The following is a 21,782-nucleotide window of genomic DNA, read 5'->3' as shown; positions in this document are numbered from 1 at the left end:
GTTTCTCCCATCAGCTTACCCGTTCCGCCACAAAGGCGTCTTGCGGCGACGAATATTAATTACGCTCTATGGTAAAAAAACAAAGCGCTGTGCACAAGAACAACCGCTCGTGACCATAGTGGTACGAGCAATATAATTTTTTGATATTCCAATAAAAAACGCCCAGGTCGATGACCTGGGCGTTTTTCCGCATAGCGTAAAAATTAACGCTTCGAGAACTGCGGACGACGACGTGCTTTGCGCAGACCGACTTTCTTACGTTCAACTTGACGTGCATCACGCGTTACGTAGCCAGCGGCACGTAGCGAAGGACGCAGGTCTTCATTGTAGTTCATCAGGGCACGTGTAATGCCGTGACGGATCGCACCAGCTTGAGAAGAACCACCACCACCAGCGACAGTCACGAAGATGTCAAACTGGTTCAGGGTTTCAGTCAGTTCAAGCGGCTGGCGAACAACCATACGACCGGTAACACGACCAAAATAGAGGTCAAGGTCTTGGTTGTTGACAGTAATTTTGCCAGAGCCCGGCTTCATAAACACGCGAGCGGTGGAAGTCTTGCGGCGCCCGGTACCGTAATACTGCTGTGTCATGGCGAAGATTTCCTCAGAGGTTCAGTTCAAGCGGCTGTTGGGCAGCATGCGGATGCTCGTCGCCAGCGTACACTTTCAACTTCGTGTACATGGCACGGCCCAAGGGACCTTTCGGCAACATACCTTTAACGGCAGACTCAATGATACGCTCGGGCGCATGATCAAGCATTTTGTCGAATGTCATAGAGCGCAGACCGCCCGGGTAACCAGTGTGGCGGTAATAGGTTTTAGCCTTCGCCTTATTACCAGTTACGTGGACTTTCTCTGCGTTGATCACGACGATGTAGTCGCCAGTATCAACGTGAGGGGTAAATTCGGGCTTATGCTTGCCACGTAGGCGGCGAGCAATCTCGGTTGCCAGACGACCGAGCGTTTTGTCCGTAGCGTCGACTACATACCAGTCGCGCTGGACGGACTGCGGCTTAGCACTGAACGTCTTCATGGATGAAATCACCAGATTAAATGTATTGGGTGACTTACACCGTTGTACGGCGAAGCACCATCCCTATTCTTTTTGGTTGCTGGTTTAACCCAGCAACATGCAGCGAGGCGGCATTCTACAGTAAGGCTACTGACAAGTTAAGCCGTATCGTGACTTTTTTACTGACCCGACACCCCGTCAGGCTTTAAGGCTTATGCGCCAGCGCCAAGTACTCCTTGGACTGCATCTCTTGTAGACGCGACAAAGTCCGCTGGAACTCGAACGTGAGCTTGCCATCGCTATACAGCTCTTCAATCGGCGCTTCCGCGGACATCAGTAGTTTGACGCCACGATCATAAAACTCATCGACCATATTGATGAAGCGGCGCGCCTGATCATCCTGCTTGGCATTCATACGCCTCACATTGGAAACCAGCACCGTATGAAATTCCCTGGCCAGTTCAATATAGTCATTTTGACTGCGCGGCCCGTCACACAGCTCAAGAAACTCAAACCAAGCGACATCATCATGCAGCCGACGCGTTTTCAACACACGGTGATTTACCTCTAGCGACGCCTCTGACTCGCCTTTGTGCCCGGCTATTTCCCGAAAGCTACGCGATAGTTCGCGCTCAGCCGCTTCATCCAGCGGCGAGTAGAAGATGGCCGCACGCTCCAATGCGCGCAGTCGATAATCCACCCCTGAATCGACATTAACCACCTCACAATGACGATTCACAAGCTCAATGGCTGGCAAAAAGCGCGCCCGCTGCAGGCCATCTTTATATAAATCATCAGGTACGATATTAGAGGTCGCCACCAATACCACTCCGCGCTCAAATAACGCCTCTAGCAAGTTGGCAAGAATCATCGCATCGGTAATATCTTTGACGAAAAATTCATCAAAGCAAATAACACGCGCCTCAGTGGCAAACTTACCCGCGATTAGGGTCAGTGGATTCTTTTCACCTTTATAGTGGGTCAGCTCGTTATGGACACGCTGCATAAAGCGGTGAAAATGGGTACGCATTTTGTCGGGAAAGGGCAAGGCTTCATAAAAGGTATCGACCAAGTAGGTTTTGCCCCGCCCTACCCCACCCCAAAAATAGAGGCCTTGGATATCAGGCAAGACAGGCTCATCAGCCAATGAGGATTTCTTGCCCATGAAACCCGCCATCTTGGCTTTTAACCCTTTATGGAGCCCCTTATTCGCAACCAGAGCTTTGGGAACGGTTGTTGGCGCAGCGACAAGCTCATCATAGAGCCGCTGTAGATGCTTTACGGCCAACTCCTGCGCTGCATCATATTGAAAATCATCGCGCTCTAAGTCCGCCCGATAGCGCTCTATAGGCGATGCAGGGCGCGTTTTTGACGATGCCCTACTCGCAGTTGTTGATAACATGCACTCGCCTCCCACAGCATGTAAGGCAGCCGCCAGTACATGACTGGCAACCTTGAAAGGGTTGTGATTATACCTGTAGAGACATCTAAGCGCATGAGCGGATTGACCCAACCGGCTGAGTGACGCCTATAATGGCAGCCTGTTTGATTCTTAAGCTGCTAGCATATGCAGCCTCTAAATCATTATATTCAAGGCGCCAGGGAGAACACTGTGGACGCGAGCTCACCATTAACGTTTGCCATAATCGGTTTTATCGTCGGCCTGATCATTGGAGCGGTTGCTTATCGCCTCTTCAGCAAAAGCCAGCGTGAAGCGGCTTCCATGCGCCAAAAGCTACTCGAACGCGAGCACCAGATTGCCGAGATGAAGAGCAGCGTGGGCAGCCATTTAACGGGTATTTATCAACGCCTAAGCAATATACGCGATGAAGCCAACCAGCTTGAGCTTCAACTGAAAGAGGACGCCGCGGAGTGGGATATTCGCGACGCTGCTATTCAGCCTAGCCTTGATCTCTCGGGTATTGATCCAGCGCGCGAGCAGCAGACGACGGCAGACGCCAGCTCCCCTTCGACGCCACGTGACTACGCGGATGGTAAGGGCGGCACGCTGTCAGAAGACTTTGGCTTGAAGAGCAATGAGGCGGCGACACCACAGCCACCGCGCTACTAATAATGATTGATCAGCCCCGGCTTCTGTTATCGGTGATCCGGGGCATTTAATGCGTTAAGCGGGATTATCAATATCCACAAAGCGGTGCTCAACGTCATACTCATCGCTTAGCCACTCGCCCAGCGCCTGAACACCATAACGTTCAGTGGCATGGTGCCCGGCGGCGATATAATGAATACCCATCTCCCTCGCCAGGTGAGTGGTTCGCTCGGATATCTCACCCGATACAAATACCTGTGCGCCCGACTCATAGGCGTCGGTGATCATGTCCTGCGCACCACCGGTACACCAGGCGATGCGCTCAATATCTCCCACCTGCGGGGCTTCAATGACCAACGGCTTGCGCTGTAAGGTTTGCGCTATTTGCGCTGCCAGCTTACTGACTGAGTGTGGCTGCGGTAATCGTCCTGACCACAAAAGCCCCTCCCCCAGCGCGCCATCAATGCATCCCTCTACTTTCCACCCCAAGTGACGGGCTAACTCCGCGTTATTGCCCATCTCGGCATGCGCATCCAGAGGCAGATGATACGCTAACAGACTAATGTCATGATCAAGCAGGGTTTTAATCCGCCGCTGCTTCATACCAGTAATCGCCACGGGCTCGTTTTTCCAAAAGTAACCGTGATGCACCAGCACCATATCTGCCTGCCAGGCAACGGCTTCGTCCAGCAGCGCTTGGCAGGCAGTAACACCGGTCATGATGCGCTTGACGTGCTCACTGCCCGCCACCTGTAAGCCATTAATGGTAAAATCTTTAAACTCTGCCGCACGTAACTGATGGTCACAAGCCGCTACTAGTTGATCACGATGAATCATATTGAGTCCTTTATTGATTTAACCGCACCCGTGAGGTAGCTGCTAAGAAAGTGTTACCATAAAACCATTGTAAAACTCGCTGCTTTATATCGCGAACAGCGAGACTGACCCGTTAAGGAATTGATTGCATGCGACGCTACGTGCTGCCTTATCTCTGGCCTGTTATCACTGGCGTACTGCTCGCGGTGGTGATTCTCTTCGCACTCCCCGAGCAGTTGCCCAACCCGTTTCGTGACTCGTCGCCTCAAGCCCCCCAAGTCGCCGCGCCGGTCATCTCGACGACACCAGAAGTGGTAGAACCCAACCCTAGTCGCCCTGCGCCTGAAATTCATCAGGCAGCGCCGCTTTCCCGGAACAAAGGCCCCGTCAGCTATGCTCAGGCAGTGGAGCAAGCCGCGCCGGCGGTAGTAAATATCTACTCATCGCGCATCGTTGAGCGCGACCAGCACCCACTGATGTCAGATCCATTTTTTCAGCAATTTTTTGATAACCAGGGAGATGACGCGACGACCCATCAACGCATGCTCTCAAGCTTGGGCTCTGGCGTTATAGTCAGTGAGGACGGCTACGTACTAACCAATCACCACGTCATCAACGGCGCCGATGAAATCCAGGTCGCTCTGCGCGACGGACGCGAAACCCTGGCAGAGGTGATCGGCACAGATCCTGAAAGTGATTTAGCCGTGCTAAGAATTAACCTGGACGATTTGCCAGTCATTGAACTCACAGACTCAGCCGACGTAGCGGTAGGCGACGTAGCGCTCGCTATTGGCAACCCTTTTGGTGTCGGTCAGACGGTCACCATGGGTATTATTAGTGCCACGGGGCGCAATCATTTAGGGCTAAACGCCTATGAAGACTTTATTCAAACAGATGCGGCTATCAACCCGGGTAACTCAGGTGGCGCGCTGGTCAATCCTGAGGGCGCCATGGTCGGCATTAATACGGCTATTTTCTCGCGCTCAGGTGGCTCCCAAGGCATTGGCTTTGCCATTCCTGCCAACCTTGCCCACAGCATTCTGGATGAACTGGTCACTCAAGGACGGGTAATTCGTGGCTGGTTAGGCATTGAAGCGCAAGCACTATCACGGGAACTGGCAGCCTCTTTTGGACTGCAAACACCCCAAGGTGTGATCGTCGCGGGGGTGGTCAGCGGAGGGCCTGCCGCGGAAGCGGGGCTAGAGCCAGGCGATGTGCTTCTCTCTGTCAATGGCCAGCCGATTCTGGATGCCCGCACCACGATGAGTGAAATCGCCTCTATCGCCCCCGGCACCTCGCTACCACTCACCATCGTCCGTAGCGGCGAGCGCCTGGAGATGACCCTCGAAGTGGGCGAACGCCCACTCCCTACCATCCCAATTAATGAAGAGACTCCTGGCCCACGCGACTCGTAGCCTGTTTACAAAACGCGCTGGCGTAGCGCAAAGCGCATTGGCAGTATCAATCGCGAATCCGGTACTCCGCGGAGCGGGCGTGGGCGGTGAGTGATTCACCTCGCGCCAATACCGAGGCGATTTTGCCCAGCTCAGAAGCACCGTCTGCGGAGCAGTGAATAATCGAAGAGCGCTTCTGGAAATCGTAAACCCCCAACGGTGAAGAGAAGCGCGCCGTGCCAGAGGTAGGCAGCACGTGATTTGGCCCAGCACAGTAATCACCCAGCGCTTCGGCGGTGTAACGCCCCATAAAGATTGCCCCGGCATGGCGAATATCGTCCAACCATGTCTCGGGGGCAGACACCGAAAGCTCCAGGTGCTCAGGAGCAATCCGGTTAATCAACGTAATCGCTTCTTGGGCGTCCTGGCAGAGCACTAACGCTCCTCGCTTACGCAGCGACTCACGCACGATCTCTTCCCGCTCTAAGGTCGGCAGTAGCCGCTCAATTGCCGACTCCACAGCATCTAAGTGTCCGGCATCCCAGCTCACCAAGATCGCCTGGGCATCTTCGTCGTGTTCGGCTTGAGAAAATAGATCCATTGCCAGCCAATCGGGATCAGTCTGACCATCGGAAACCACCATAATCTCCGAGGGCCCGGCAATCATATCAATGCCCACTTGACCAAATACTGCACGCTTCGCCGTGGCCACATAAATATTGCCCGGCCCAACTATTTTATCGACTCGGGGGACACTTTCAGTGCCGTAGGCAAGCGCGGCTACGGCCTGAGCGCCACCGATGGTAAACACATAGTCGACTCCCGCCAGGTGGGCCGCTGCCAGCACCAACTCATTGAGCACGCCATCCGGCGTAGGCACGACCATAACGATTTCGCGCACACCGGCCACATGGGCCGGAATCGCATTCATCAGCACTGACGAGGGATAGGCAGCCTTGCCACCAGGAACATAAATACCGGCGCGATCCAGGGGGGCAACTTTCTGCCCCAGTACCGTGCCGTCTGCTTCTTCGTATTGCCAGGAGCTGGGCTTCTGACGCTCGTGGTAGCACTTAATCCGCTCGGCGGCGCTGGAAAGCGCCTCGCGCTGCTCAGCAGGCAAGCTATCAAACGCTCTTTTCAACTGCTCGGGCGTTAACTGCAATTCGTCCATCGAGGTAGCCGCAAGTCGGTCAAAACGATTCGTGGCTTCCACTACCGCAGCATCGCCGCGCTGCTTTACACTGGCAAGAATTTCTTCGACCCGCGCCTGCACCGCTTTGTCAGACACCCCTTCCCAATCTAACAGCGCATCAAGTCGATGGTTAAAGGCATCATCGCTTGTCGATAGGCGTGAAATCGTTGCAGTCGTCTGTTTGCTCATGGGTTCACTCATGGGTCACCTCACATCATTCGGCAAGCTGGGTCTGACGCTTTTTGACCGCACTGTCCAAGCGCTCTAGTAACGGCTTAATACGCTCATGCTTCATGGTCATGGCGGCCTTATTCACCACCAGCCGGGTGCTGATATGGGCAATAAGCTCACGCGGCTCCATACCATTCGCCCGCAGGGTATTGCCAGTATCGACGATATCGACAATTTCATCGGCGAGATTCATTAACGGCGCCAGTTCCATAGCGCCATAAAGTTTGATCACCTCAGCCTGAATTCCCTGCTCGGCGTAGTAGCGTCGCGCCACGTTAACAAATTTCGTTGCCACCCGACGCCGGGCACGGGCTGGCAACTGGCCGGTCACACCCGCAGTCATCAACTTACAGCGGGCAATTTCCAAATCCAACGGCTCATAAAGCCCTTCGGCACCGTGCTCAAGCAGCACATCTTTACCTGCGATACCGACATCGGCTGCCCCTAGCTGAACGTAGGTGGGCACGTCGGTGGCACGGATAATCACCAGTTTTACGTCGGGCAAGTTGGTATCAAATAGCAGCTTACGACTTTTGCTTAAATCCTCTGCAGGTGTAATACCCGCATCGGCCAGTAGTGGCAGCGTCTCTTCCAGAATACGGCCCTTCGAGAGGGCTAAAATCAATTGCTTACTCATCGTGTTGCCCAGTGGTTATTAGCATGCAGGGGCTTAGCAGCAGAGACTCAGTAGAAATGGTCTAGCCAGGAATACGGCGAATGCGCGCACCCAGCAGCTGCAATTTCTCTTCGATACACTCGTAGCCACGGTCAATGTGATAGATGCGGTCTACTAGAGTTTCCCCCTCGGCCATCATGGCCGCAATCACCAGCGAAGCCGACGCGCGCAGATCGGTTGCCATTACCGGTGCACCGGAAAGCTTCTCAACCCCCTCAATCAAGGCGGTGTTGCCCTCCAGCACGATATTGGCGCCCATTCGGTTAAGCTCTTGAACATGCATAAAGCGGTTTTCGAAGATCGTCTCGACCACCCGAGAGTGCCCCACGGCCACAGCGTTCATGGCCACGAACTGCGCCTGCATATCGGTTGGGAACGCTGGATAAGGCGCAGTACGAATATTCACCGCCTTAGGACGCTTGCCGTGCATATCCAGGGCGATCCAGTCGTCTCCACTGGTGACTTCCGCACCCGCCTCTTCCAGCTTGGCAATGACCGCGTCCAGGATATCGGCCCGGGTGCGCTTGACCTTCACCCGTCCGCCAGTCATGGCGGCGGCAACTAGAAAGGTGCCTGTCTCGATACGGTCGGGCATGACATCGTGCTCGCAACCGTGCAGTTTTTCGACGCCTTCGATAGTAATGGTGTCAGTGCCTTGACCGCTGATTTTAGCGCCCATTTTGATCAAGCACTCAGCCAAGTCGACAATTTCAGGCTCGCGGGCAGCGTTTTCCAGAACGGTTTTGCCATCGGCTAGGGTCGCCGCCATCAGCAGGTTTTCGGTACCGGTCACTGTCACGGTATCAAAGTAGATAGTTGCCCCTTTTAGACGACCGTCCACCCGCGCGCGGATATAGCCAGCCTCAACACGAATCTCAGCCCCCATGGCTTCTAAACCACGAATGTGTAAATCCACCGGGCGAGAGCCAATGGCGCAACCGCCAGGCAGCGATACATCAGCTTTACCGAAGTGGGCAAGCAGAGGGCCCAACACCAGGATCGAGGCACGCATTTTTTTAACCAGCTCATACGGTGCGTGACACTGAGTCACCTGGGAACCATCCAACTGAATACTCAGCTTTTCGCCCATCACCGGCTCAACGCCCATGCGGCCGAGCAGTTCTAAGGTGGTGGTAATATCCTGCAAGTGCGGCAAGTTACCAATCACCACGGGGCCATCGGCCAACAGGCTGGCACACAAAATAGGCAGCGCCGCATTTTTAGCGCCACTCACCCACACTTCACCGTCTACCGACCCATTGCCGGTAATGATTAATTTATCCATGGGGCGACCGTTATTGAACGTTTTCCGGTGCAGTTTGCCACTGCACCGGGGTAAACGTTTTGATGCTAATAGCGTGGAGCGCACCCGAGGCGATCTCATCGCTCAGCGCAGCGTAGACAAGCTGCTGACGTTTGACCGGAGAGAGACCTTCAAAGGCATCGCCAACCGCAATCACCTGAAAGTTACAGCCTTCACCCTGGATATGGAACTGGCATCCGTCGATACGGGATTCAAGCAGTGCTTTTACCTCGTTGGGTTGCATGGCGCAGAAAACTCCTTTGGGGTCATCGTTATTAATGAACGTAATTGGGTCGACATAATAAAGAAAAGCAGCGCGCTTGGCGATGCCGGTGCGTTAAACGGCCAGAGTAGCCGCAGGCTGATCGATCAAAGCATCCAACTCAGCCAGGGAGGCAAGTCGGCGTAGCGGCGCTGAAAAAAGAATGGCTTGGATATGGATACCGCGCTGCCGACAAACTCGAAGCCATTCAAACAGCACACTAATGGCAGCGCTGCTAGCCTTTTCAACGCGACTAAAATCTAAACTGAGCGAGGTTAGCTCGGTGTGCTTGAGCCATTTAACACCACTGGCGGCCAAATCGGCCGCCAAGGTTACCTCCACATCACCTTCCACCAGCAAGGTAGTGTTTTCTACACTAACCGTTACACTGGGGCGTGAAAACAGCACTGTCACGCATCGCCTCCCTGCTCAAGCTCTTCAACGCCCACTTCAGGTGACCATCCGTCAATAACCGCGTCATAATCACGATTGTTATCGCGCATGGCTTGGTCAAACTGATTGCGGAACGTCAGACCCAGATTAATACCGTTAACGATCACGTTAACCACCCGCCATTCGCCGTCGGAGAGTCTTAGGCTATAGCTTACGGGGTACACCTTGCCGTTATTGGCCACCACTTCCATGGCAACGCTGGCCTGGTCGTCATAGCGCTGAGCCTGCTGGGCATTCAGCACCCGCAGCTCATCATAATCAAACGTCACCAGCCCGCGGGTATAGGTATCAATCAGCGTTTGGCGAAACACATCGACAAAACGACGGCGCTGTTCCGGGGAAGCGTTGCGGAAGTAGTTTCCCATCACGCTGGCCCCGATATAGCGGAAATCCGCCACTTGTTCGAGGTTGCTATCCACTAACGCCTCAAGCTCGCTAAGATTATTGGCGTAATAATCCTTGCGACCTTCGAGTTCCGACATCAGTGACTCAACGTTATCGCGAATCATCGCTTCTGGCGTCTGGGACTGCGCCTGTGACTGCAGTGGCACCATTAACGCTGCCATCATCATTACCACCAATAACCAACGACCCATCATCAAGTTCACTCCATTCATAACCATCATCTCCCCACCCGGTATTGCACTGGGCCCGTTATTACACTGGATTAGTGCCTGCCGTTTGAAACACTAGTTAGTTGCCATATTGGACACAAACTGCTGGATAAGTTCTTCCAGCACCAGCGCCGACTGGGTGTCGCGAATCGTATCGCCATCCTCCAGCATTTCAGGGTCGCCACCCACGCTAAGGCCAATGTACTGCTCACCTAATAAGCCTGCGGTCAGGATCGAGGCAATCGAGTCTTTGGAAAGCTGACCCTCAAGCTCGCTATCCAGGCTAAGAACGACCCGCGCATCGAACCACTGCGTATCCAGCTCAATGGCTTCTACCCGCCCCACTGTCACACCCGCCATGGTGACCCTGGCACGGGGTTTTAAACTACCAATATTGGCGAAGTTGGCCTCTAACTGAAACGACTGCGTGGGCGCTGAGAGCGTCAGTCCACTCACACGTAGGCCGAGGAACACCAGCCCCAGAATGCCCGCCACCATAAACAGGCCCACACCGAACTCCATGGTTTTACTGCGTTTCATGAAACTGCTCCAGCCATTAAAGGCCGCCAAACATAATGGCGGTCAACACAAAATCAAGCCCCAATACTGCAAGCGACGAATACACCACCGTGCGCGTAGTAGCGCGGGAAATGCCTTCAGAAGTGGGCACCAAATCATAACCTTGAAATACCGCGATCCAGGTCACCACCAAAGCAAATACGGCGCTTTTGATCATGCCGTTACCGATATCACTGATAAAGGCTACATTGGCCTGCATGTTGCTCCAGTAAGAGCCCTCGAAGACGCCTAGCCACTCCACGCCCACCAAGTAGCCGCCCCAGATGCCCACGACACTAAACCCAACCGTTAAAATAGGCAGTGACACAAAGCCTGCCCATAGGCGTGGCGCCACCACGCGGCGCAGTGGGTCAACACCGATCATCTCCATGCTGGTGAGCTGCTCTGTCGCTTTCATTAAACCGATCTCGGCGGTGAGCGCAGATCCCGCCCGGCCAGCAAACAGTAGTGCTGCCACCACTGGGGCTAACTCCCTCAATAGCGACAGTGCCACCATTTGTCCCAGCGCCTGCTCAGCCCCGAAATCGACCAAAATGGTATAGCCCTGCAGTGCCAGCACCATGCCGATAAACAGCCCCGACACCAATACAATGGCTAACGAAAGCACGCCAACAAAGTGCATCTGGTGCAACCATAATCGCCAGCCTTCCCGGGAAGGCACGCCGACCACCGACTGGAATAGAAACACGCCCGCGCGACCCAATGCTTCCATTAAGTCGCACCCTCGGCGCCCCAGCCGTGTAACACGCGCGGCGCTATTAGAGAACTTTGACTGCATTAACTCTGCCCTTTATTTACCCTGCATTGGTGCATTTAAGCGCCTTGTGTCACCCACCCCAGCAGTTCTATTTAACCGGAGCCTCGCCCAGAATATCGCGATAAAACGCCTCAGCGGGGTAGTGAAATGGTACCGGGCCATCAGGTTCGCCATGAATAAACTGGCTAACCCGGGGATCTTGATTTGTGTCCAAGGTTTGCGGCGTGCCATGGGCTACCACCTGGCCATCGGCGATCAGATAGAGATAGTCCGCAATGCTCAAGGTCTCCTTGATATCATGGGAGACCACCACCGAGGTTAGCTGCAGCGCTTGATTAAGGCGCTTGATTAGCTGCACCAACACGCCCATAGAGATGGGATCCTGACCAACAAACGGCTCATCATACAGAATCAGTTCTGGATCCAGCGCCACCGCACGAGCCAATGCGACCCGGCGCGCCATCCCTCCGGACAGCTCCGCAGGCGTTAAGTGTCGCGCTCCGCGCAGGCCGACCGCCTGTAGCTTGAGCAACACCAGGTCACGCACCATGGTATCGGGCAAATCCGTATGCACCCGCAGCGGAAAGGCAACGTTTTCAAACACATCCAAATCAGAAAACAGCGCACCACTCTGAAACAGCATTCCCATCCGCTTGCGTAGCGTGAATAGTGCCTTCCGGGACAGTTTATGAACATCACGCCCATCAATGAGTATTCGACCACTCTCCGGGGTTAGCTGGCCGCCGATCAGCTTCAGTAGCGTGGTTTTACCGGTACCACTTGGTCCCATGATCGCGGTTACTTTACCCCGCGGTATGGTCATATTCACGCCACGGAAAATTTCGTGATCACCACGCGAAAAGTAAAGCTCTTCAATTTCTATAAAGGGTGCATCTGTCATGGATCAGTTGACTCTTAACGAGGCGCGACTAAAGCTGTATAGCATACCCTACTTGCGGCTATCGCAATTAGAAAACAGCGTTTCTAAAACATTATCGAACATTGTACTATAACGCTACAAGGCATTACTGCACGAATGGGCTTTCCTATTGTTCAGGGTTATCAAAGTTGCAAAGGCTTGCTTACCCTCGCCTAAACCTGCTCTCGACACTGGTGATGCGGGTATGCCCCCAGGGAGTCGCCTCAATTACTGCCTATTAGAGGTGTCGAGATGTTATTCTTACCGGTTACTACTTGTATATTTTCATTTGTTAAGAGAAAACGCTATGCGCCAGCCTATCGCCCCCTCCAGCCTACTACGTGAAAGCGCACTGCGTACGCTACAAATCGAGCAGGCAGCGATTGGAGGCCTTCAGGCTAAGCTAGACGAAAGCTTTGATCGCGCCTGTGAGCTAATTCTCGCCTGCCAAGGTCGTGTCGTGGTGACCGGTATGGGCAAGTCGGGGCATATTGCTGGCAAGCTAGCGGCGACACTTGCCAGTACCGGCACGCCGGCTTTTTTCGTTCACCCCGGCGAAGCCAGCCATGGCGATCTAGGCATGATTACCCGCGCAGATGTAGTGTTGGCGCTCTCTAACTCGGGCGAAACTGCCGAAGTCACTGCTCTGCTACCACTGCTTAAACGCCTGGGCACACCGCTGGTCAGCATGACGGGGCGGCCCCACTCCACGCTTGCCAAGCACGCTGATGCGCACCTAAACAGTGGCGTCGAGCGTGAGGCTTGCCCGCTCGATCTAGCCCCCACCAGTTCCACCACCGCTGCCCTCGCCCTGGGTGATGCACTGGCGGTTGCGTTACTGGAAGCACGCGGCTTTACCGCTGAAGATTTTGCCCTCTCCCACCCCGGCGGCAGTTTGGGCAAGCGCTTACTGCTACGCGTTAGAGACCTCATGCACGACGGCGCACGCCTGCCCCAAGTCGCATTGGGCAGCCCGCTGCGCGACGCATTACTCGAAATTACCCGGCAAGGGCTTGGCTTTACCTGCGTAGTGGATAGCGAAGGACGATTAGCGGGGGTCTACACCGATGGCGATCTACGCCGCACGCTGGATCAATTCCATAATCTGCGCGACGTGCGCGTTGATGATGTCATGACCCGGCCGGGCAAGCGCATAGGCCCCGATATCCTGGCGGCCGAAGCGGTACGTATCATGGAAGAAAGCCGTATTACCGCGCTAGCGGTGGTTGATGAACAACAGCGCCCAATTGGGGCTCTACATATGCACGACCTGCTCGCCAGCGGCGTTATTTAACCCAGCGGCGCCAACACGACCTGCTTTACGAACTGATTGATATGGAGGTTCTATGACCCTACCTGCCTCGCTACTCGACCGACTCCGCCGTGTACGCCTGCTAGCACTGGATGTTGACGGCGTCCTTACCGATGGGCGCCTCTACTTTCAGGCCGATGGTATCGAAATCAAAGCATTCCACACCCAGGATGGCCACGGGCTAAAGCTTCTCAAACGCGTGGGCGTACATGTCGCGTTGATTACCGGGCGCGACTCCCCCATGGTTAGCCAACGCGCGGCGGCACTCGGCATTGACCATGTTCACCAAGGCTGTGAAGACAAGCTGGCCACACTGCGCGGGCTCTGCCAGCGCCTCGATATTGAACTAGAGCAGGTGGCTTATTGTGGCGACGACCTACCCGACCTAGCGGCTATCAAACGTTGCGGCGTCGGCATTACCGTGCCAAACGCGCCGGACTATATGCATACCCACGCCGACTGGACTACCGAACGCCTGGGTGGCCACGGTGCCGTACGTGAGATCTGCGATACGCTGCTTGAATCTCAAGGACACTGGGGCGCGGTGCTCGACACCTATCTGCACGGCCGCACGTAAATGTTTAAACGCTTTAAAGTACGCCTCTGGTTAGCCGGGCTAGTCATCGCGCTGGGGATTCTGCTGGTATGGCTTGACCCCCGCGGGCCTCAAGACACCAGCATCGATCCCGAAGCACAGGCTCAGGAACCTGGCCACGTGCTGGAAAATGCCGAGATTACCCTATTCGGGGATAACGGCAGTGTCATGCAGTCGCTAAAAACACCGCGCCTTATCCATACCCCGCAGCGCAGCGAAACCTGGACGGAAGAGCCCGAGGCAGTACTGTATGACAGCGAAAACCGTCAGTGGCTGGCCAGCGCCGCTGTAGGCACGCTCAACACCGCTACCCAAGCCCTGCTGCTGTCAGGTTCGGCTCGGCTGTTTGCACCAGATGAAGGCTGGCAGCTAGATACCGAGCTACTGCACTATGATGGCCTCGAGCAGCATGCATGGAGTGACACACCGGTATTGATGCAGCAACCGCCACAGCAAATGAGCGCTTCACATATGGACGTTTGGCTTAACACCAGCCAGGTTCGCTTAACGGATAATGTGCGCGGCACGCACCCCCCGGCCACACAACGCTAATAGGAACCGCCATGAAAGCCATGATTTCCCCAGCCCTGCTCTACACTGCACTGTTCGGTTTAGCGATACCTTTATCAGTGTTAGCCCAAACCAACTCATCTTCCCAACAAGCCCCAGTGGAAGTGGAAGCCGACCGTTTAGATCTTGATCAGCGGGCAGGCACAGCTGTTTATACTGGGGATGTGGACATTCGCCAAGGCGAAATGCAGCTGCGCGGCGAGCGGGTAGAGATCGAACGCAACGACGCGGGCGAACTCTCGACAGCCACCGCTACCGGTGAGCGCGCCTACTTGCGCCATCAAGGCGAAGGGCAAGAAGGCCCCACGGAAGGCTGGGCGCGGCGGATTATTTATCACGTCGCCGAGCGTCGCGTAGAGCTGATCGACCAAGCCGAACTGACCCAGCAAGAGGACACCTTTAGTGGCGGTCGCCTTGAGTATTTTATTGACCGAGAAGTGATTCAAGCGCGCTCTGACGTTGATGGCAGCGAGCCCCAGCGCATACGCATGACCCTTCAGCCTGAACAATAGGGAGCCTAGCTGTGGCCACTGCTGACACTGCGCCGATCAAAACCCTTTATGCCCACCACCTGGCTAAAAGCTACAAACGCCGCCGAGTGGTCAAAGACATCAATCTAGAGATATCCCAAGGCAGTGTCGTTGGCCTTTTGGGCCCCAACGGCGCGGGCAAAACCACCTCATTTTATATGATTGTTGGGCTGGTCAAATCCGACGCTGGCAAGGTGGGTATCGACGATGTGGATTTAACGCGCGCCCCCATGCACGAGCGCGCAGCTGCGGGGATTGGCTATCTACCTCAAGAGGCGTCTATTTTCCGCAAACTCTCGGTTGCCGAGAATATTATGGCGATACTCGAGACCCGCAAAGAGCTTAACCGCAGCGATCGCGAACAGCGCCTGGAAGCGCTACTCGAAGACTTCCATATCACCCATATTCGCGACAACCTGGGCATGAGCCTTTCGGGCGGCGAGCGCAGGCGTGTAGAAATAGCCCGCTCGCTAGCCACAGAGCCCGCTTTTATACTGCTCGATGAGCCTTTTGCGGGCGTTGACCCCATCTCGGTAGGTGAGATTAAAACCATCATTCGTGCACTGAAACAGCGCCATATCGGCGTGCTGATCACCGATCACAACGTGCGTGAAACACTAGACATTTGCGATATCGCCTATATCGTCGGCGATGGGCAAATCATCGCCAGTGGCTCGCCCGCCTCGATTCTCACCAACCAAAAAGTAAGGGATGTGTATTTGGGCGCCGATTTTCGCCTGTAATGTTTTTGCCTTAATCGCCCCTAAATAGCGCTTTAAAACAACTTTACGACCAATGGCATGCTTATTGCACTTGCGCCAAGCACTCACTCGCACTAGGGTGGAGCATTCTGATTAACGAGTGGTTCTCAGATGGTCATGAAAGCTTCTCTCCAACTGCGTATCGGCACACAGCTGACCATGACGCCCCAGTTGCAGCAGGCCATTGCGCTGCTGCAACTCTCTACGCTGGATCTTCGTCAAGAAATTCAGCAGGCCCTCGATGCCAATCCCATGCTGGAGCAGGAAGATGAATTTAGTGAACAGGCTGTCAGCGAGCCTAAGGAAGAAGAGTGGTCAGAGAGCATCCCTACTGAGCTCTCGGTAGATAGCGACTGGTCAGATACCTATCAAGATATGGGAAGCCAGGGGGGCAGCAGCAGCGAAGGCCCCGACTTTGAGCGCCAGGCAGCCGGGCAGAGCCTTCATGGCCACCTGCTGTGGCAACTCGCCATGACCGATTTTAGCGCTCGCGAGCAGCTTGTCGCGGAAAGTTTAATCGACGCGCTAGACGCCAACGGCTACCTGACCCAGCCGCTCAACGACATCCGTGAAGGGCTTCGTGCCCAGGGCATTGACGGGCTAAGCCAACGCGAAGTGGAAACCATTCTACTCAAGCTCCAGCAGTTTGAGCCGACCGGCATATTTGCCCGTGACTTGCGTGAATGCTTGATGCTGCAGCTCGCCGCTCTCCCCGATAATACGCCACTGCTGGTTCCCGCCCGCCGCTTGGTGCGGCAGTTTCTCGAAGCGCTTGGCAAAGACGATATGCGTCTGCTGAAACGCCGTCTAGGGCTCGACGACGAACAGCTGTCCGATGTCATCCTGCTTATTCGCAGCCTAGACCCACGCCCAGGCAGCGCCTACGGCGACACCGATGACAGCTATGTCACCCCCGATCTAGTCGTCCGCCACGATAATGAAGGCTGGCATTTAGAGCTCAACCCCGAGGCCCTGCCACGGCTGCGCATTCAGCCCGACTACGCCAGCTTGATTAAGCGTGCGGATAAAAGCGATGACAACCAGTTTCTCAAAGAGCACTTGCAGGAAGCGCGCTGGTTGATCAAGAGCCTCTCTAGCCGAAACGATACGCTGCTGCGTGTTGGTCGCGAAATCATTACCCGCCAGATTGGCTTTTTAGAGCACGGCGAAGAAGCCATGAAACCACTGATACTGGCCGACATTGCCGAAGCCGTGGAGATGCACGAGTCGACTATTTCACGGGTAACGACGCAAAAATATATCCATACACCCCGTGGTGTGTTTGAACTCAAATACTTTTTCTCAAGCCAGGTGAGCGGTCAAGATGGCGACAGCCACTCCAGCACCGCCATCCGTGCACGACTCAAGAAACTGATTCAAGAGGAGCCGCCCGGCAAGCCGCTTTCAGACAGCCGCTTAGTGACGCTATTAGGCGAAGGAGGGATTCAAGTGGCGCGTCGTACGGTGGCGAAATACCGTGAAGCCATGGGCATTCCCTCTTCCAGTGAACGGCGTCGTTTGCGCTAACTTCGTTAACGTTTCAGGGAAACTCTCGACAAGGGCTTTGCAACGCGGCAAAAAGGGTTACAATCGAAGTACAGTCCGATGGATAAGGAGCACGTCAATGCAAGTAAATATCACTGGTCATCACGTAGAACTGACTGACGCCTTGCGTGACTATGTCAACGAGAAGCTTGAGCGTGTAGAGCGCCATTACGACAATATAACTACGGTGCAAGTCACCTTATCAGTGGAGAAAGAGCGCCAGCAGGCCGCCTGTACGCTGCACGCCGCAGGTGCTGACTTACATGCGGAAGCCCTAGACAGTGATATGTACGCCGCTATCGACGCACTAGCGGACAAAATCGACCGTCAACTCGTTAAACACAAGGAAAAAGCACAAGCTCGCGCCCAAGGCGCCGGTGTGCGTTAATTCAATGACGTTGGAAACCATACTCCCCCCGGAACGCGTTCTGTTCGACGTCCCCGGGGGCAGCAAAAAAAGGGTGCTGGAGTTTTACAGCACCTTTATCGCCCAAAATATCCCCAGCCTGGACAGCCAAGAAGTGTTTAGCCGTTTAATCGGCCGCGAGCGCTTAGGTAGTACGGGTATTGGTAACGGCGTGGCTATTCCTCATGCGCGTAGCCCCCACTGCAACGCCCCTATCGCTGGATTTTTGAAACTGGCTGAAGCGATCGATTTTGACGCTATCGACGGCGACCCGGTAGATCTGGTGTTTGTCCTGTTGGTACCCGAAGAGGCAGATGACACGCATCTCTCACTACTGGGTCAGGTAGCGACCATCATGAATGATGCGGACACGCGCCAGCAACTGCGTAAAGCAGCCAGCCAGCGCGAACTGCTTGAGCTGATTACCGCCAAAATTCGCGAGCAATCAGCGGCCTAAGGGTCTGAAACCCTGTTCAGGGCAGATCACAGCAGGTTATCCGCTCACCACCCTCAACGCAGCTTGATCAAAGCAAAGAGAGACTCTATGCAACTGGTGATCATTAGCGGCCGCTCCGGGTCAGGTAAATCTATCGCCTTGCAAGCGCTGGAAGATCTTGGCTACTACGCGATTGATAACCTCCCAGCTATGTTGCTGGGGTCGTTGGTGGATGAACTGCGTGACCAGGGCGACCGAGCACATTTAGCGGTGAGTATTGATGCCCGCAATTTGCCGGGAGCTCTGGAGCGCCTGCCCTCTTTATTAGACGAGTTGCGCCAGCGTAAAATCGTCTTTCAAGTTATTTACCTGACCACCGATGCGCGCATACTGCTTGAGCGTTACTCAGCAACGCGTCGCCGTCATCCGCTGACCCGCGATAGCGAAATGACGCTGGAAGAGGCGATCAATAAAGAAGAGACGACGCTAGAGGATATTCGCGATCTGGCCGATCTATTGATCGATACATCACGATTATCGGTGCACGATTTACGCCGTCGCATTACCGACCAAGTAGCCCATCAGCGGCGCGACAAGCTGACGCTAACGCTGGAATCGTTTGGGTATAAACGCGGCGTACCGTTAGACGCCGACCTGGTCTTCGATGTGCGCTGCCTGCCAAATCCGTACTGGGATCCAACGCTGCGCCAGTTCACTGGCCGCGACGCGGAAATCGTGGCTTTTTTGAACAGCTATCCGATTGTTGATGCCATGAGCGACGACATCTTGGCCTGGCTAGAGCGTTGGCTACCCGCTTACCAGAATAGCCAACGTAGCTACATGACTATCGCGATTGGCTGTACTGGTGGCCAGCACCGCTCGGTCTATATGGCCGAGAAGTTAGCGGAAAAATTGACTCCTAGCATGGGCGAAGTTCAACTTCGCCACCGCGAACTGGGTCTGCACTACACCATAAGCGAACAGTTGGCCGCTCCCCTCGTCAGCGCTTCCACACCTAACGAGCGGCCAGAGACCTCTTAAGCGCGTCTATCCATTAATGACACCACTCGGCGAAAAGGAACCAGGGTGCCAGAACGCATACTTACACTTACCAATCAACGCGGGCTACACGCTCGCGCGGCGACAAAACTGGTCAAATGCGGCCAACAGTTCACGGCAAAAATACGCGTTTACAAACAGCAACAGGCCGCCGACGCCGCCAATATCATGTCACTGCTGATGCTTGCCGCACCTTGTGGCACCGAGCTTAGAATCACCGCCGAAGGCGATGACGCCGAACAGGCGCTTGAAGCGATTCAAGCGCTGTTCGACGCCCGCTTTGAGGAGGATCAGTAAGCCGCCGCTTGGCTTGTTAGTCCCCCGCCACGGTCATGGCATCAATCAACCAGCTACCCGTGTGAACACTGCCACGGGTATCAGTGTCATCGCCAATACCTACTAAGCCAGCAAACATCCGCTCCAGGTTTCCGGCAATGGTGAACTCTTCGACCGGGTACTGCACCTTTCCATTTTCGACCCAAAAACCTGCTGCACCGCGGGAATAGTCACCGGTCACACCGTTGACACCTTGGCCCATCAACTCAGTCACCCAAATACCCCGCCCCATCTCTTGCAACAAGCTTTCGCGTGATTGCAGTGGCGTTGCTAAACGCACGTTACGTGCCCCACCGGCATTGCCCGTGGTTTGCATATCGAGACGACGAGCGCTGTAAGAAGAGAGCATATAGCTGGCAATGCGTCCCTGATCGATAAAGCGATTATTGCGCGTTTGCACGCCCTCGCCATCAAACGGTGAGCTTGCCGTAGCGCCAATCTCCATTGGCCGCTCTTCAAGACTAAACCAGTCGGGAAACAATGGTGTACCGAGCCGGTCGCACAAAAACGAGGCCTGCCGGTAAAGCGCACCACCGGCTAACCCACCGAGCAGGTGGCCAATCAAGCCACTGGCCAACGATGGGTCAAACAGCACCGGAAAGGTGCCCGTTGGCGGCCGTTTAGCACCTAGCCTGCGCAGCGTACGCATCGCGGCTTCGCGCCCCACCTCAGCGGGGTCACGTAGCGCCTTGGGGTCACGGGCAGAGGTGTAGTCATAATCACGCTGCATACCGCTCGCGTCTTGGGCAATCAGCATGCAAGAAAGAGAGTGACTACTGCCCTTTTGGGTACCTAAAAAGCCGTGGCTATTGGCGTAAACGCGCACCCCTTCGCCACTGGAGAGAGACGCGCCATCTGACTGTGAGATGCCGTCAACGTCTCGCCCCGCCTGCTCGCAGGCAAGCGCTAACTCAATCGCCTCATCCGTTGTGAGCGCCCAGGGGTAGTGCACTTTTAGATCGGGCAACTCAGTAGCCATAAGGGAGGCATCGGCCAACCCTGCGGCCGGGTCTTCGCCGGTATAGCGGGCAATCGCCAGCGCTTTCTCTACGGCTGCCTGGATCGAGGCACTGCTGGCATCAGTGGATGAAGCGCTGCCTTTACGTTGACCCACGTATAGCGTGACGGCAATGCCTTGGTCACGGGATAACTCAACCGTTTCAACTTCGCCCAGGCGTACGCTAACGCCTATACCCTGATCGACGCTTGCGCCTACTTCGGCAGCATCCGCGCCCAAGCGCTTCGCCAGCGCTAACGCCTCTTCGGCGCGCGCGGTCAATAGCGACTGCTGCGCGGATGCATCAAATGCCTGTGCCATATGGCCTCCTATTTCAACCGAATGCCTCTCAACCAAAGTCTTGCAAGAGAGTGTCATCGGCGAATCAATGTTGTACTCGCAGCTGGTATAATGCCGCCACGAATCTTGTCTGTGAGTCACACTATGCGTAAGCAACGTCCCGATCCCGTTGAAGTAGAAGAACAGGAAGAACGCCCTAGCAAGTCGCAACTCAAACGCGAAATGCATGCCTTACAGGCACTTGGGGAAACCTTAATCGCCATGCGACCGGCGGAACGCGCCCGTTTCCCCCTCTCTGACGATATGCTACGCGCTATCGAGGAAACCTCGCGTATTCGCTCCCATGAAGGTCGCCGCCGCCATATGCAGTATGTCGGTAAGCTGATCCGTAAAGAGGATCTTACCGCCATTCAAGCCGTGTTCGACTCCATCGACCAGGAGCAAAAGCAGCGCGACCACGCGTTCCACCGACTGGAAAAATGGCGGGAACGCTTAATTGACGAGGGCGATGCGGCAGTTGACCTGTTTATGGCGGAGCACCCCGACGCCGATCGCCAGACACTGCGTCAATTGATTCGCAACGCCCAGCGGGAACGCGAACAGGGCAAACCGCCGACCAGCTCGCGCAAGCTCTTCAAACACCTGCGCGAAACCCTCGCACTTTAAAAACAG

At 55.1% G+C, this 21,782-nt stretch carries 27 protein-coding genes; 13 read left to right on the top strand and 14 right to left on the bottom strand.

What is annotated here, in order from left to right:
* Positions 1 to 203 precede the first annotated feature (203 nt).
* From rpsI to zapE, 3 genes are all read right to left on the bottom strand, one after another.
* Entirely contained in the window at positions 204 to 593 is a 390-nt protein-coding gene (gene rpsI, locus YERSI8AC_RS09370; RefSeq protein ID WP_022523918.1) for a 30S ribosomal protein S9, read from the bottom strand.
* 13 nt (positions 594 to 606) lie between these two features.
* Positions 607 to 1,035: a 50S ribosomal protein L13 gene (rplM, locus tag YERSI8AC_RS09365; RefSeq protein ID WP_022523919.1), complete on the bottom strand. Its 429-nt coding sequence runs from the start codon at positions 1,033 to 1,035 to the stop codon at positions 607 to 609.
* 184 nt (positions 1,036 to 1,219) lie between these two features.
* A complete protein-coding gene (gene zapE / locus YERSI8AC_RS09360; RefSeq protein ID WP_138800073.1) occupies positions 1,220 to 2,416 on the bottom strand; it encodes a cell division protein ZapE in 1,197 nt (398 codons plus the stop codon).
* Between the two features lie 210 nt (positions 2,417 to 2,626).
* On the opposite strand from zapE, the gene YERSI8AC_RS09355 reads away from it, so the two are divergent.
* Entirely contained in the window at positions 2,627 to 3,085 is a 459-nt protein-coding gene (locus tag YERSI8AC_RS09355; RefSeq protein WP_022523921.1) for a YhcB family protein, read from the top strand.
* Between the two features lie 54 nt (positions 3,086 to 3,139).
* On the opposite strand, the gene YERSI8AC_RS09350 is transcribed toward YERSI8AC_RS09355, so the two are convergent.
* Positions 3,140 to 3,901 (bottom strand): Nif3-like dinuclear metal center hexameric protein, encoded by a 762-nt coding sequence (locus YERSI8AC_RS09350; protein WP_022523922.1) that lies wholly within the window; start codon positions 3,899 to 3,901, stop codon positions 3,140 to 3,142.
* A gap of 128 nt (positions 3,902 to 4,029) precedes the next feature.
* Here YERSI8AC_RS09350 and YERSI8AC_RS09345 point away from each other — a divergent pair, with 128 nt between their 5' ends.
* A complete protein-coding gene (locus tag YERSI8AC_RS09345; RefSeq protein ID WP_022523923.1) occupies positions 4,030 to 5,295 on the top strand; it encodes a Do family serine endopeptidase in 1,266 nt (421 codons plus the stop codon).
* Positions 5,296 to 5,341: 46 nt separating this feature from the next.
* On the opposite strand, the gene hisD is transcribed toward YERSI8AC_RS09345, so the two are convergent.
* The 9 genes from hisD to YERSI8AC_RS09300 all read right to left on the bottom strand — a co-directional run bounded on the left by hisD (position 5,342) and on the right by YERSI8AC_RS09300 (position 12,245).
* The gene (hisD, locus tag YERSI8AC_RS09340) at positions 5,342 to 6,658 is read right to left on the bottom strand and encodes a histidinol dehydrogenase (protein WP_236557280.1); all 1,317 of its coding nucleotides are present in this window, start codon (positions 6,656 to 6,658) and stop codon (positions 5,342 to 5,344) included.
* Positions 6,659 to 6,683: 25 nt separating this feature from the next.
* Positions 6,684 to 7,337, bottom strand: coding sequence for an ATP phosphoribosyltransferase (gene hisG, locus YERSI8AC_RS09335; protein WP_022523925.1), 654 nt, complete (start codon positions 7,335 to 7,337; stop codon positions 6,684 to 6,686).
* A 61-nt stretch (positions 7,338 to 7,398) separates the two neighbouring features.
* Positions 7,399 to 8,661, bottom strand: coding sequence for a UDP-N-acetylglucosamine 1-carboxyvinyltransferase (gene murA, locus YERSI8AC_RS09330; RefSeq protein ID WP_027959090.1), 1,263 nt, complete (start codon positions 8,659 to 8,661; stop codon positions 7,399 to 7,401).
* 10 nt (positions 8,662 to 8,671) lie between these two features.
* Positions 8,672 to 8,923: a BolA family protein gene (locus YERSI8AC_RS09325; RefSeq protein WP_022523927.1), complete on the bottom strand. Its 252-nt coding sequence runs from the start codon at positions 8,921 to 8,923 to the stop codon at positions 8,672 to 8,674.
* 93 nt (positions 8,924 to 9,016) lie between these two features.
* A complete protein-coding gene (locus YERSI8AC_RS09320) occupies positions 9,017 to 9,355 on the bottom strand; it encodes an STAS domain-containing protein (protein ID WP_159176632.1) in 339 nt (112 codons plus the stop codon).
* Positions 9,352 to 9,993, bottom strand: coding sequence for an MlaC/ttg2D family ABC transporter substrate-binding protein (locus YERSI8AC_RS09315; RefSeq protein ID WP_081742670.1), 642 nt, complete (start codon positions 9,991 to 9,993; stop codon positions 9,352 to 9,354). The genes YERSI8AC_RS09320 and YERSI8AC_RS09315 overlap by 4 nt, the downstream gene beginning before the upstream one ends.
* Positions 9,994 to 10,083: 90 nt before the next feature.
* Positions 10,084 to 10,548 carry an outer membrane lipid asymmetry maintenance protein MlaD gene (mlaD, locus tag YERSI8AC_RS09310; RefSeq protein ID WP_022523930.1) on the bottom strand — a complete coding sequence of 155 codons (465 nt, stop codon included), beginning with the start codon at positions 10,546 to 10,548 and terminating at the stop codon, positions 10,084 to 10,086.
* Between the two features lie 16 nt (positions 10,549 to 10,564).
* A complete protein-coding gene (gene mlaE / locus YERSI8AC_RS09305; RefSeq protein WP_035539165.1) occupies positions 10,565 to 11,365 on the bottom strand; it encodes a lipid asymmetry maintenance ABC transporter permease subunit MlaE in 801 nt (266 codons plus the stop codon).
* A 67-nt stretch (positions 11,366 to 11,432) separates the two neighbouring features.
* Entirely contained in the window at positions 11,433 to 12,245 is an 813-nt protein-coding gene (locus YERSI8AC_RS09300; protein ID WP_159176631.1) for an ATP-binding cassette domain-containing protein, read from the bottom strand.
* Positions 12,246 to 12,570: 325 nt separating this feature from the next.
* Here YERSI8AC_RS09300 and YERSI8AC_RS09295 point away from each other — a divergent pair, with 325 nt between their 5' ends.
* The 10 genes from YERSI8AC_RS09295 to YERSI8AC_RS09250 all read left to right on the top strand — a co-directional run bounded on the left by YERSI8AC_RS09295 (position 12,571) and on the right by YERSI8AC_RS09250 (position 19,774).
* The gene (locus YERSI8AC_RS09295) at positions 12,571 to 13,557 is read left to right on the top strand and encodes a KpsF/GutQ family sugar-phosphate isomerase (protein ID WP_022523933.1); all 987 of its coding nucleotides are present in this window, start codon (positions 12,571 to 12,573) and stop codon (positions 13,555 to 13,557) included.
* 52 nt (positions 13,558 to 13,609) lie between these two features.
* Positions 13,610 to 14,152, top strand: coding sequence for a KdsC family phosphatase (locus YERSI8AC_RS09290; RefSeq protein WP_159176630.1), 543 nt, complete (start codon positions 13,610 to 13,612; stop codon positions 14,150 to 14,152).
* Positions 14,153 to 14,722: an LPS export ABC transporter periplasmic protein LptC gene (gene lptC / locus YERSI8AC_RS09285; protein WP_159176629.1), complete on the top strand. Its 570-nt coding sequence runs from the start codon at positions 14,153 to 14,155 to the stop codon at positions 14,720 to 14,722.
* Positions 14,723 to 14,733: 11 nt separating this feature from the next.
* The gene (gene lptA, locus YERSI8AC_RS09280; RefSeq protein ID WP_159176628.1) at positions 14,734 to 15,252 is read left to right on the top strand and encodes a lipopolysaccharide transport periplasmic protein LptA; all 519 of its coding nucleotides are present in this window, start codon (positions 14,734 to 14,736) and stop codon (positions 15,250 to 15,252) included.
* Positions 15,253 to 15,263: 11 nt separating this feature from the next.
* Entirely contained in the window at positions 15,264 to 16,013 is a 750-nt protein-coding gene (lptB, locus tag YERSI8AC_RS09275; RefSeq protein ID WP_022523936.1) for an LPS export ABC transporter ATP-binding protein, read from the top strand.
* Between the two features lie 129 nt (positions 16,014 to 16,142).
* On the top strand, positions 16,143 to 17,558 hold the full coding sequence (locus tag YERSI8AC_RS09270; RefSeq protein WP_159176627.1) for an RNA polymerase factor sigma-54: 1,416 nt from the start codon (positions 16,143 to 16,145) through the stop codon (positions 17,556 to 17,558).
* A 97-nt stretch (positions 17,559 to 17,655) separates the two neighbouring features.
* On the top strand, positions 17,656 to 17,964 hold the full coding sequence (gene hpf / locus YERSI8AC_RS09265; protein ID WP_007114683.1) for a ribosome hibernation-promoting factor, HPF/YfiA family: 309 nt from the start codon (positions 17,656 to 17,658) through the stop codon (positions 17,962 to 17,964).
* A gap of 4 nt (positions 17,965 to 17,968) precedes the next feature.
* A complete protein-coding gene (locus tag YERSI8AC_RS09260; RefSeq protein ID WP_039859784.1) occupies positions 17,969 to 18,439 on the top strand; it encodes a PTS sugar transporter subunit IIA in 471 nt (156 codons plus the stop codon).
* 87 nt (positions 18,440 to 18,526) lie between these two features.
* Entirely contained in the window at positions 18,527 to 19,459 is a 933-nt protein-coding gene (gene rapZ / locus YERSI8AC_RS09255) for an RNase adapter RapZ (protein ID WP_159176626.1), read from the top strand.
* Between the two features lie 45 nt (positions 19,460 to 19,504).
* Positions 19,505 to 19,774: an HPr family phosphocarrier protein gene (locus YERSI8AC_RS09250; RefSeq protein ID WP_027959080.1), complete on the top strand. Its 270-nt coding sequence runs from the start codon at positions 19,505 to 19,507 to the stop codon at positions 19,772 to 19,774.
* A gap of 16 nt (positions 19,775 to 19,790) precedes the next feature.
* Here the strand turns inward: YERSI8AC_RS09250 and pmbA are convergent, their stop codons facing one another.
* Complete coding sequence (gene pmbA / locus YERSI8AC_RS09245; protein ID WP_027959079.1) at positions 19,791 to 21,131, bottom strand: metalloprotease PmbA; 1,341 nt, start codon at positions 21,129 to 21,131, stop codon at positions 19,791 to 19,793.
* A 123-nt stretch (positions 21,132 to 21,254) separates the two neighbouring features.
* Between pmbA and yjgA the strand changes: the two genes are divergently transcribed.
* Positions 21,255 to 21,776: a ribosome biogenesis factor YjgA gene (yjgA, locus tag YERSI8AC_RS09240; protein ID WP_159176625.1), complete on the top strand. Its 522-nt coding sequence runs from the start codon at positions 21,255 to 21,257 to the stop codon at positions 21,774 to 21,776.
* Positions 21,777 to 21,782 lie beyond the last annotated feature (6 nt).

It is taken from the genome of Halomonas sp. 113, assembly GCF_904067645.1.
In the GTDB taxonomy this organism is placed as follows: Bacteria; Pseudomonadota; Gammaproteobacteria; order Pseudomonadales; family Halomonadaceae; genus Vreelandella; species Vreelandella titanicae.
This window is presented reverse-complemented; position numbering and strand designations above follow the sequence as displayed.

Bases quoted from the DNA above. Each gene is read 5' to 3' on its own strand.
- rpsI (WP_022523918.1), bottom strand. From the start codon at position 593: ATGACACAGCAGTATTACGGTACCGGGCGCCGCAAGACTTCCACCGCT.
- rplM (WP_022523919.1), bottom strand. From the start codon at position 1,035: ATGAAGACGTTCAGTGCTAAGCCGCAGTCCGTCCAGCGCGACTGGTAT.
- zapE (WP_138800073.1), bottom strand. From the start codon at position 2,416: ATGTTATCAACAACTGCGAGTAGGGCATCGTCAAAAACGCGCCCTGCA.
- YERSI8AC_RS09350 (WP_022523922.1), bottom strand. From the start codon at position 3,901: ATGATTCATCGTGATCAACTAGTAGCGGCTTGTGACCATCAGTTACGT.
- YERSI8AC_RS09345 (WP_022523923.1), top strand. From the start codon at position 4,030: ATGCGACGCTACGTGCTGCCTTATCTCTGGCCTGTTATCACTGGCGTA.
- hisD (WP_236557280.1), bottom strand. From the start codon at position 6,658: ATGAGCAAACAGACGACTGCAACGATTTCACGCCTATCGACAAGCGAT.
- hisG (WP_022523925.1), bottom strand. From the start codon at position 7,337: ATGAGTAAGCAATTGATTTTAGCCCTCTCGAAGGGCCGTATTCTGGAA.
- murA (WP_027959090.1), bottom strand. From the start codon at position 8,661: ATGGATAAATTAATCATTACCGGCAATGGGTCGGTAGACGGTGAAGTG.
- YERSI8AC_RS09325 (WP_022523927.1), bottom strand. From the start codon at position 8,923: ATGCAACCCAACGAGGTAAAAGCACTGCTTGAATCCCGTATCGACGGA.
- YERSI8AC_RS09315 (WP_081742670.1), bottom strand. From the start codon at position 9,993: ATGATGGGTCGTTGGTTATTGGTGGTAATGATGATGGCAGCGTTAATG.
- mlaD (WP_022523930.1), bottom strand. From the start codon at position 10,548: ATGAAACGCAGTAAAACCATGGAGTTCGGTGTGGGCCTGTTTATGGTG.
- mlaE (WP_035539165.1), bottom strand. From the start codon at position 11,365: ATGCAGTCAAAGTTCTCTAATAGCGCCGCGCGTGTTACACGGCTGGGG.
- YERSI8AC_RS09300 (WP_159176631.1), bottom strand. From the start codon at position 12,245: ATGACAGATGCACCCTTTATAGAAATTGAAGAGCTTTACTTTTCGCGT.
- YERSI8AC_RS09295 (WP_022523933.1), top strand. From the start codon at position 12,571: ATGCGCCAGCCTATCGCCCCCTCCAGCCTACTACGTGAAAGCGCACTG.
- YERSI8AC_RS09290 (WP_159176630.1), top strand. From the start codon at position 13,610: ATGACCCTACCTGCCTCGCTACTCGACCGACTCCGCCGTGTACGCCTG.
- lptC (WP_159176629.1), top strand. From the start codon at position 14,153: ATGTTTAAACGCTTTAAAGTACGCCTCTGGTTAGCCGGGCTAGTCATC.
- lptA (WP_159176628.1), top strand. From the start codon at position 14,734: ATGAAAGCCATGATTTCCCCAGCCCTGCTCTACACTGCACTGTTCGGT.
- YERSI8AC_RS09270 (WP_159176627.1), top strand. From the start codon at position 16,143: ATGGTCATGAAAGCTTCTCTCCAACTGCGTATCGGCACACAGCTGACC.
- hpf (WP_007114683.1), top strand. From the start codon at position 17,656: ATGCAAGTAAATATCACTGGTCATCACGTAGAACTGACTGACGCCTTG.
- YERSI8AC_RS09260 (WP_039859784.1), top strand. From the start codon at position 17,969: ATGACGTTGGAAACCATACTCCCCCCGGAACGCGTTCTGTTCGACGTC.
- rapZ (WP_159176626.1), top strand. From the start codon at position 18,527: ATGCAACTGGTGATCATTAGCGGCCGCTCCGGGTCAGGTAAATCTATC.
- pmbA (WP_027959079.1), bottom strand. From the start codon at position 21,131: ATGGCACAGGCATTTGATGCATCCGCGCAGCAGTCGCTATTGACCGCG.
- yjgA (WP_159176625.1), top strand. From the start codon at position 21,255: ATGCGTAAGCAACGTCCCGATCCCGTTGAAGTAGAAGAACAGGAAGAA.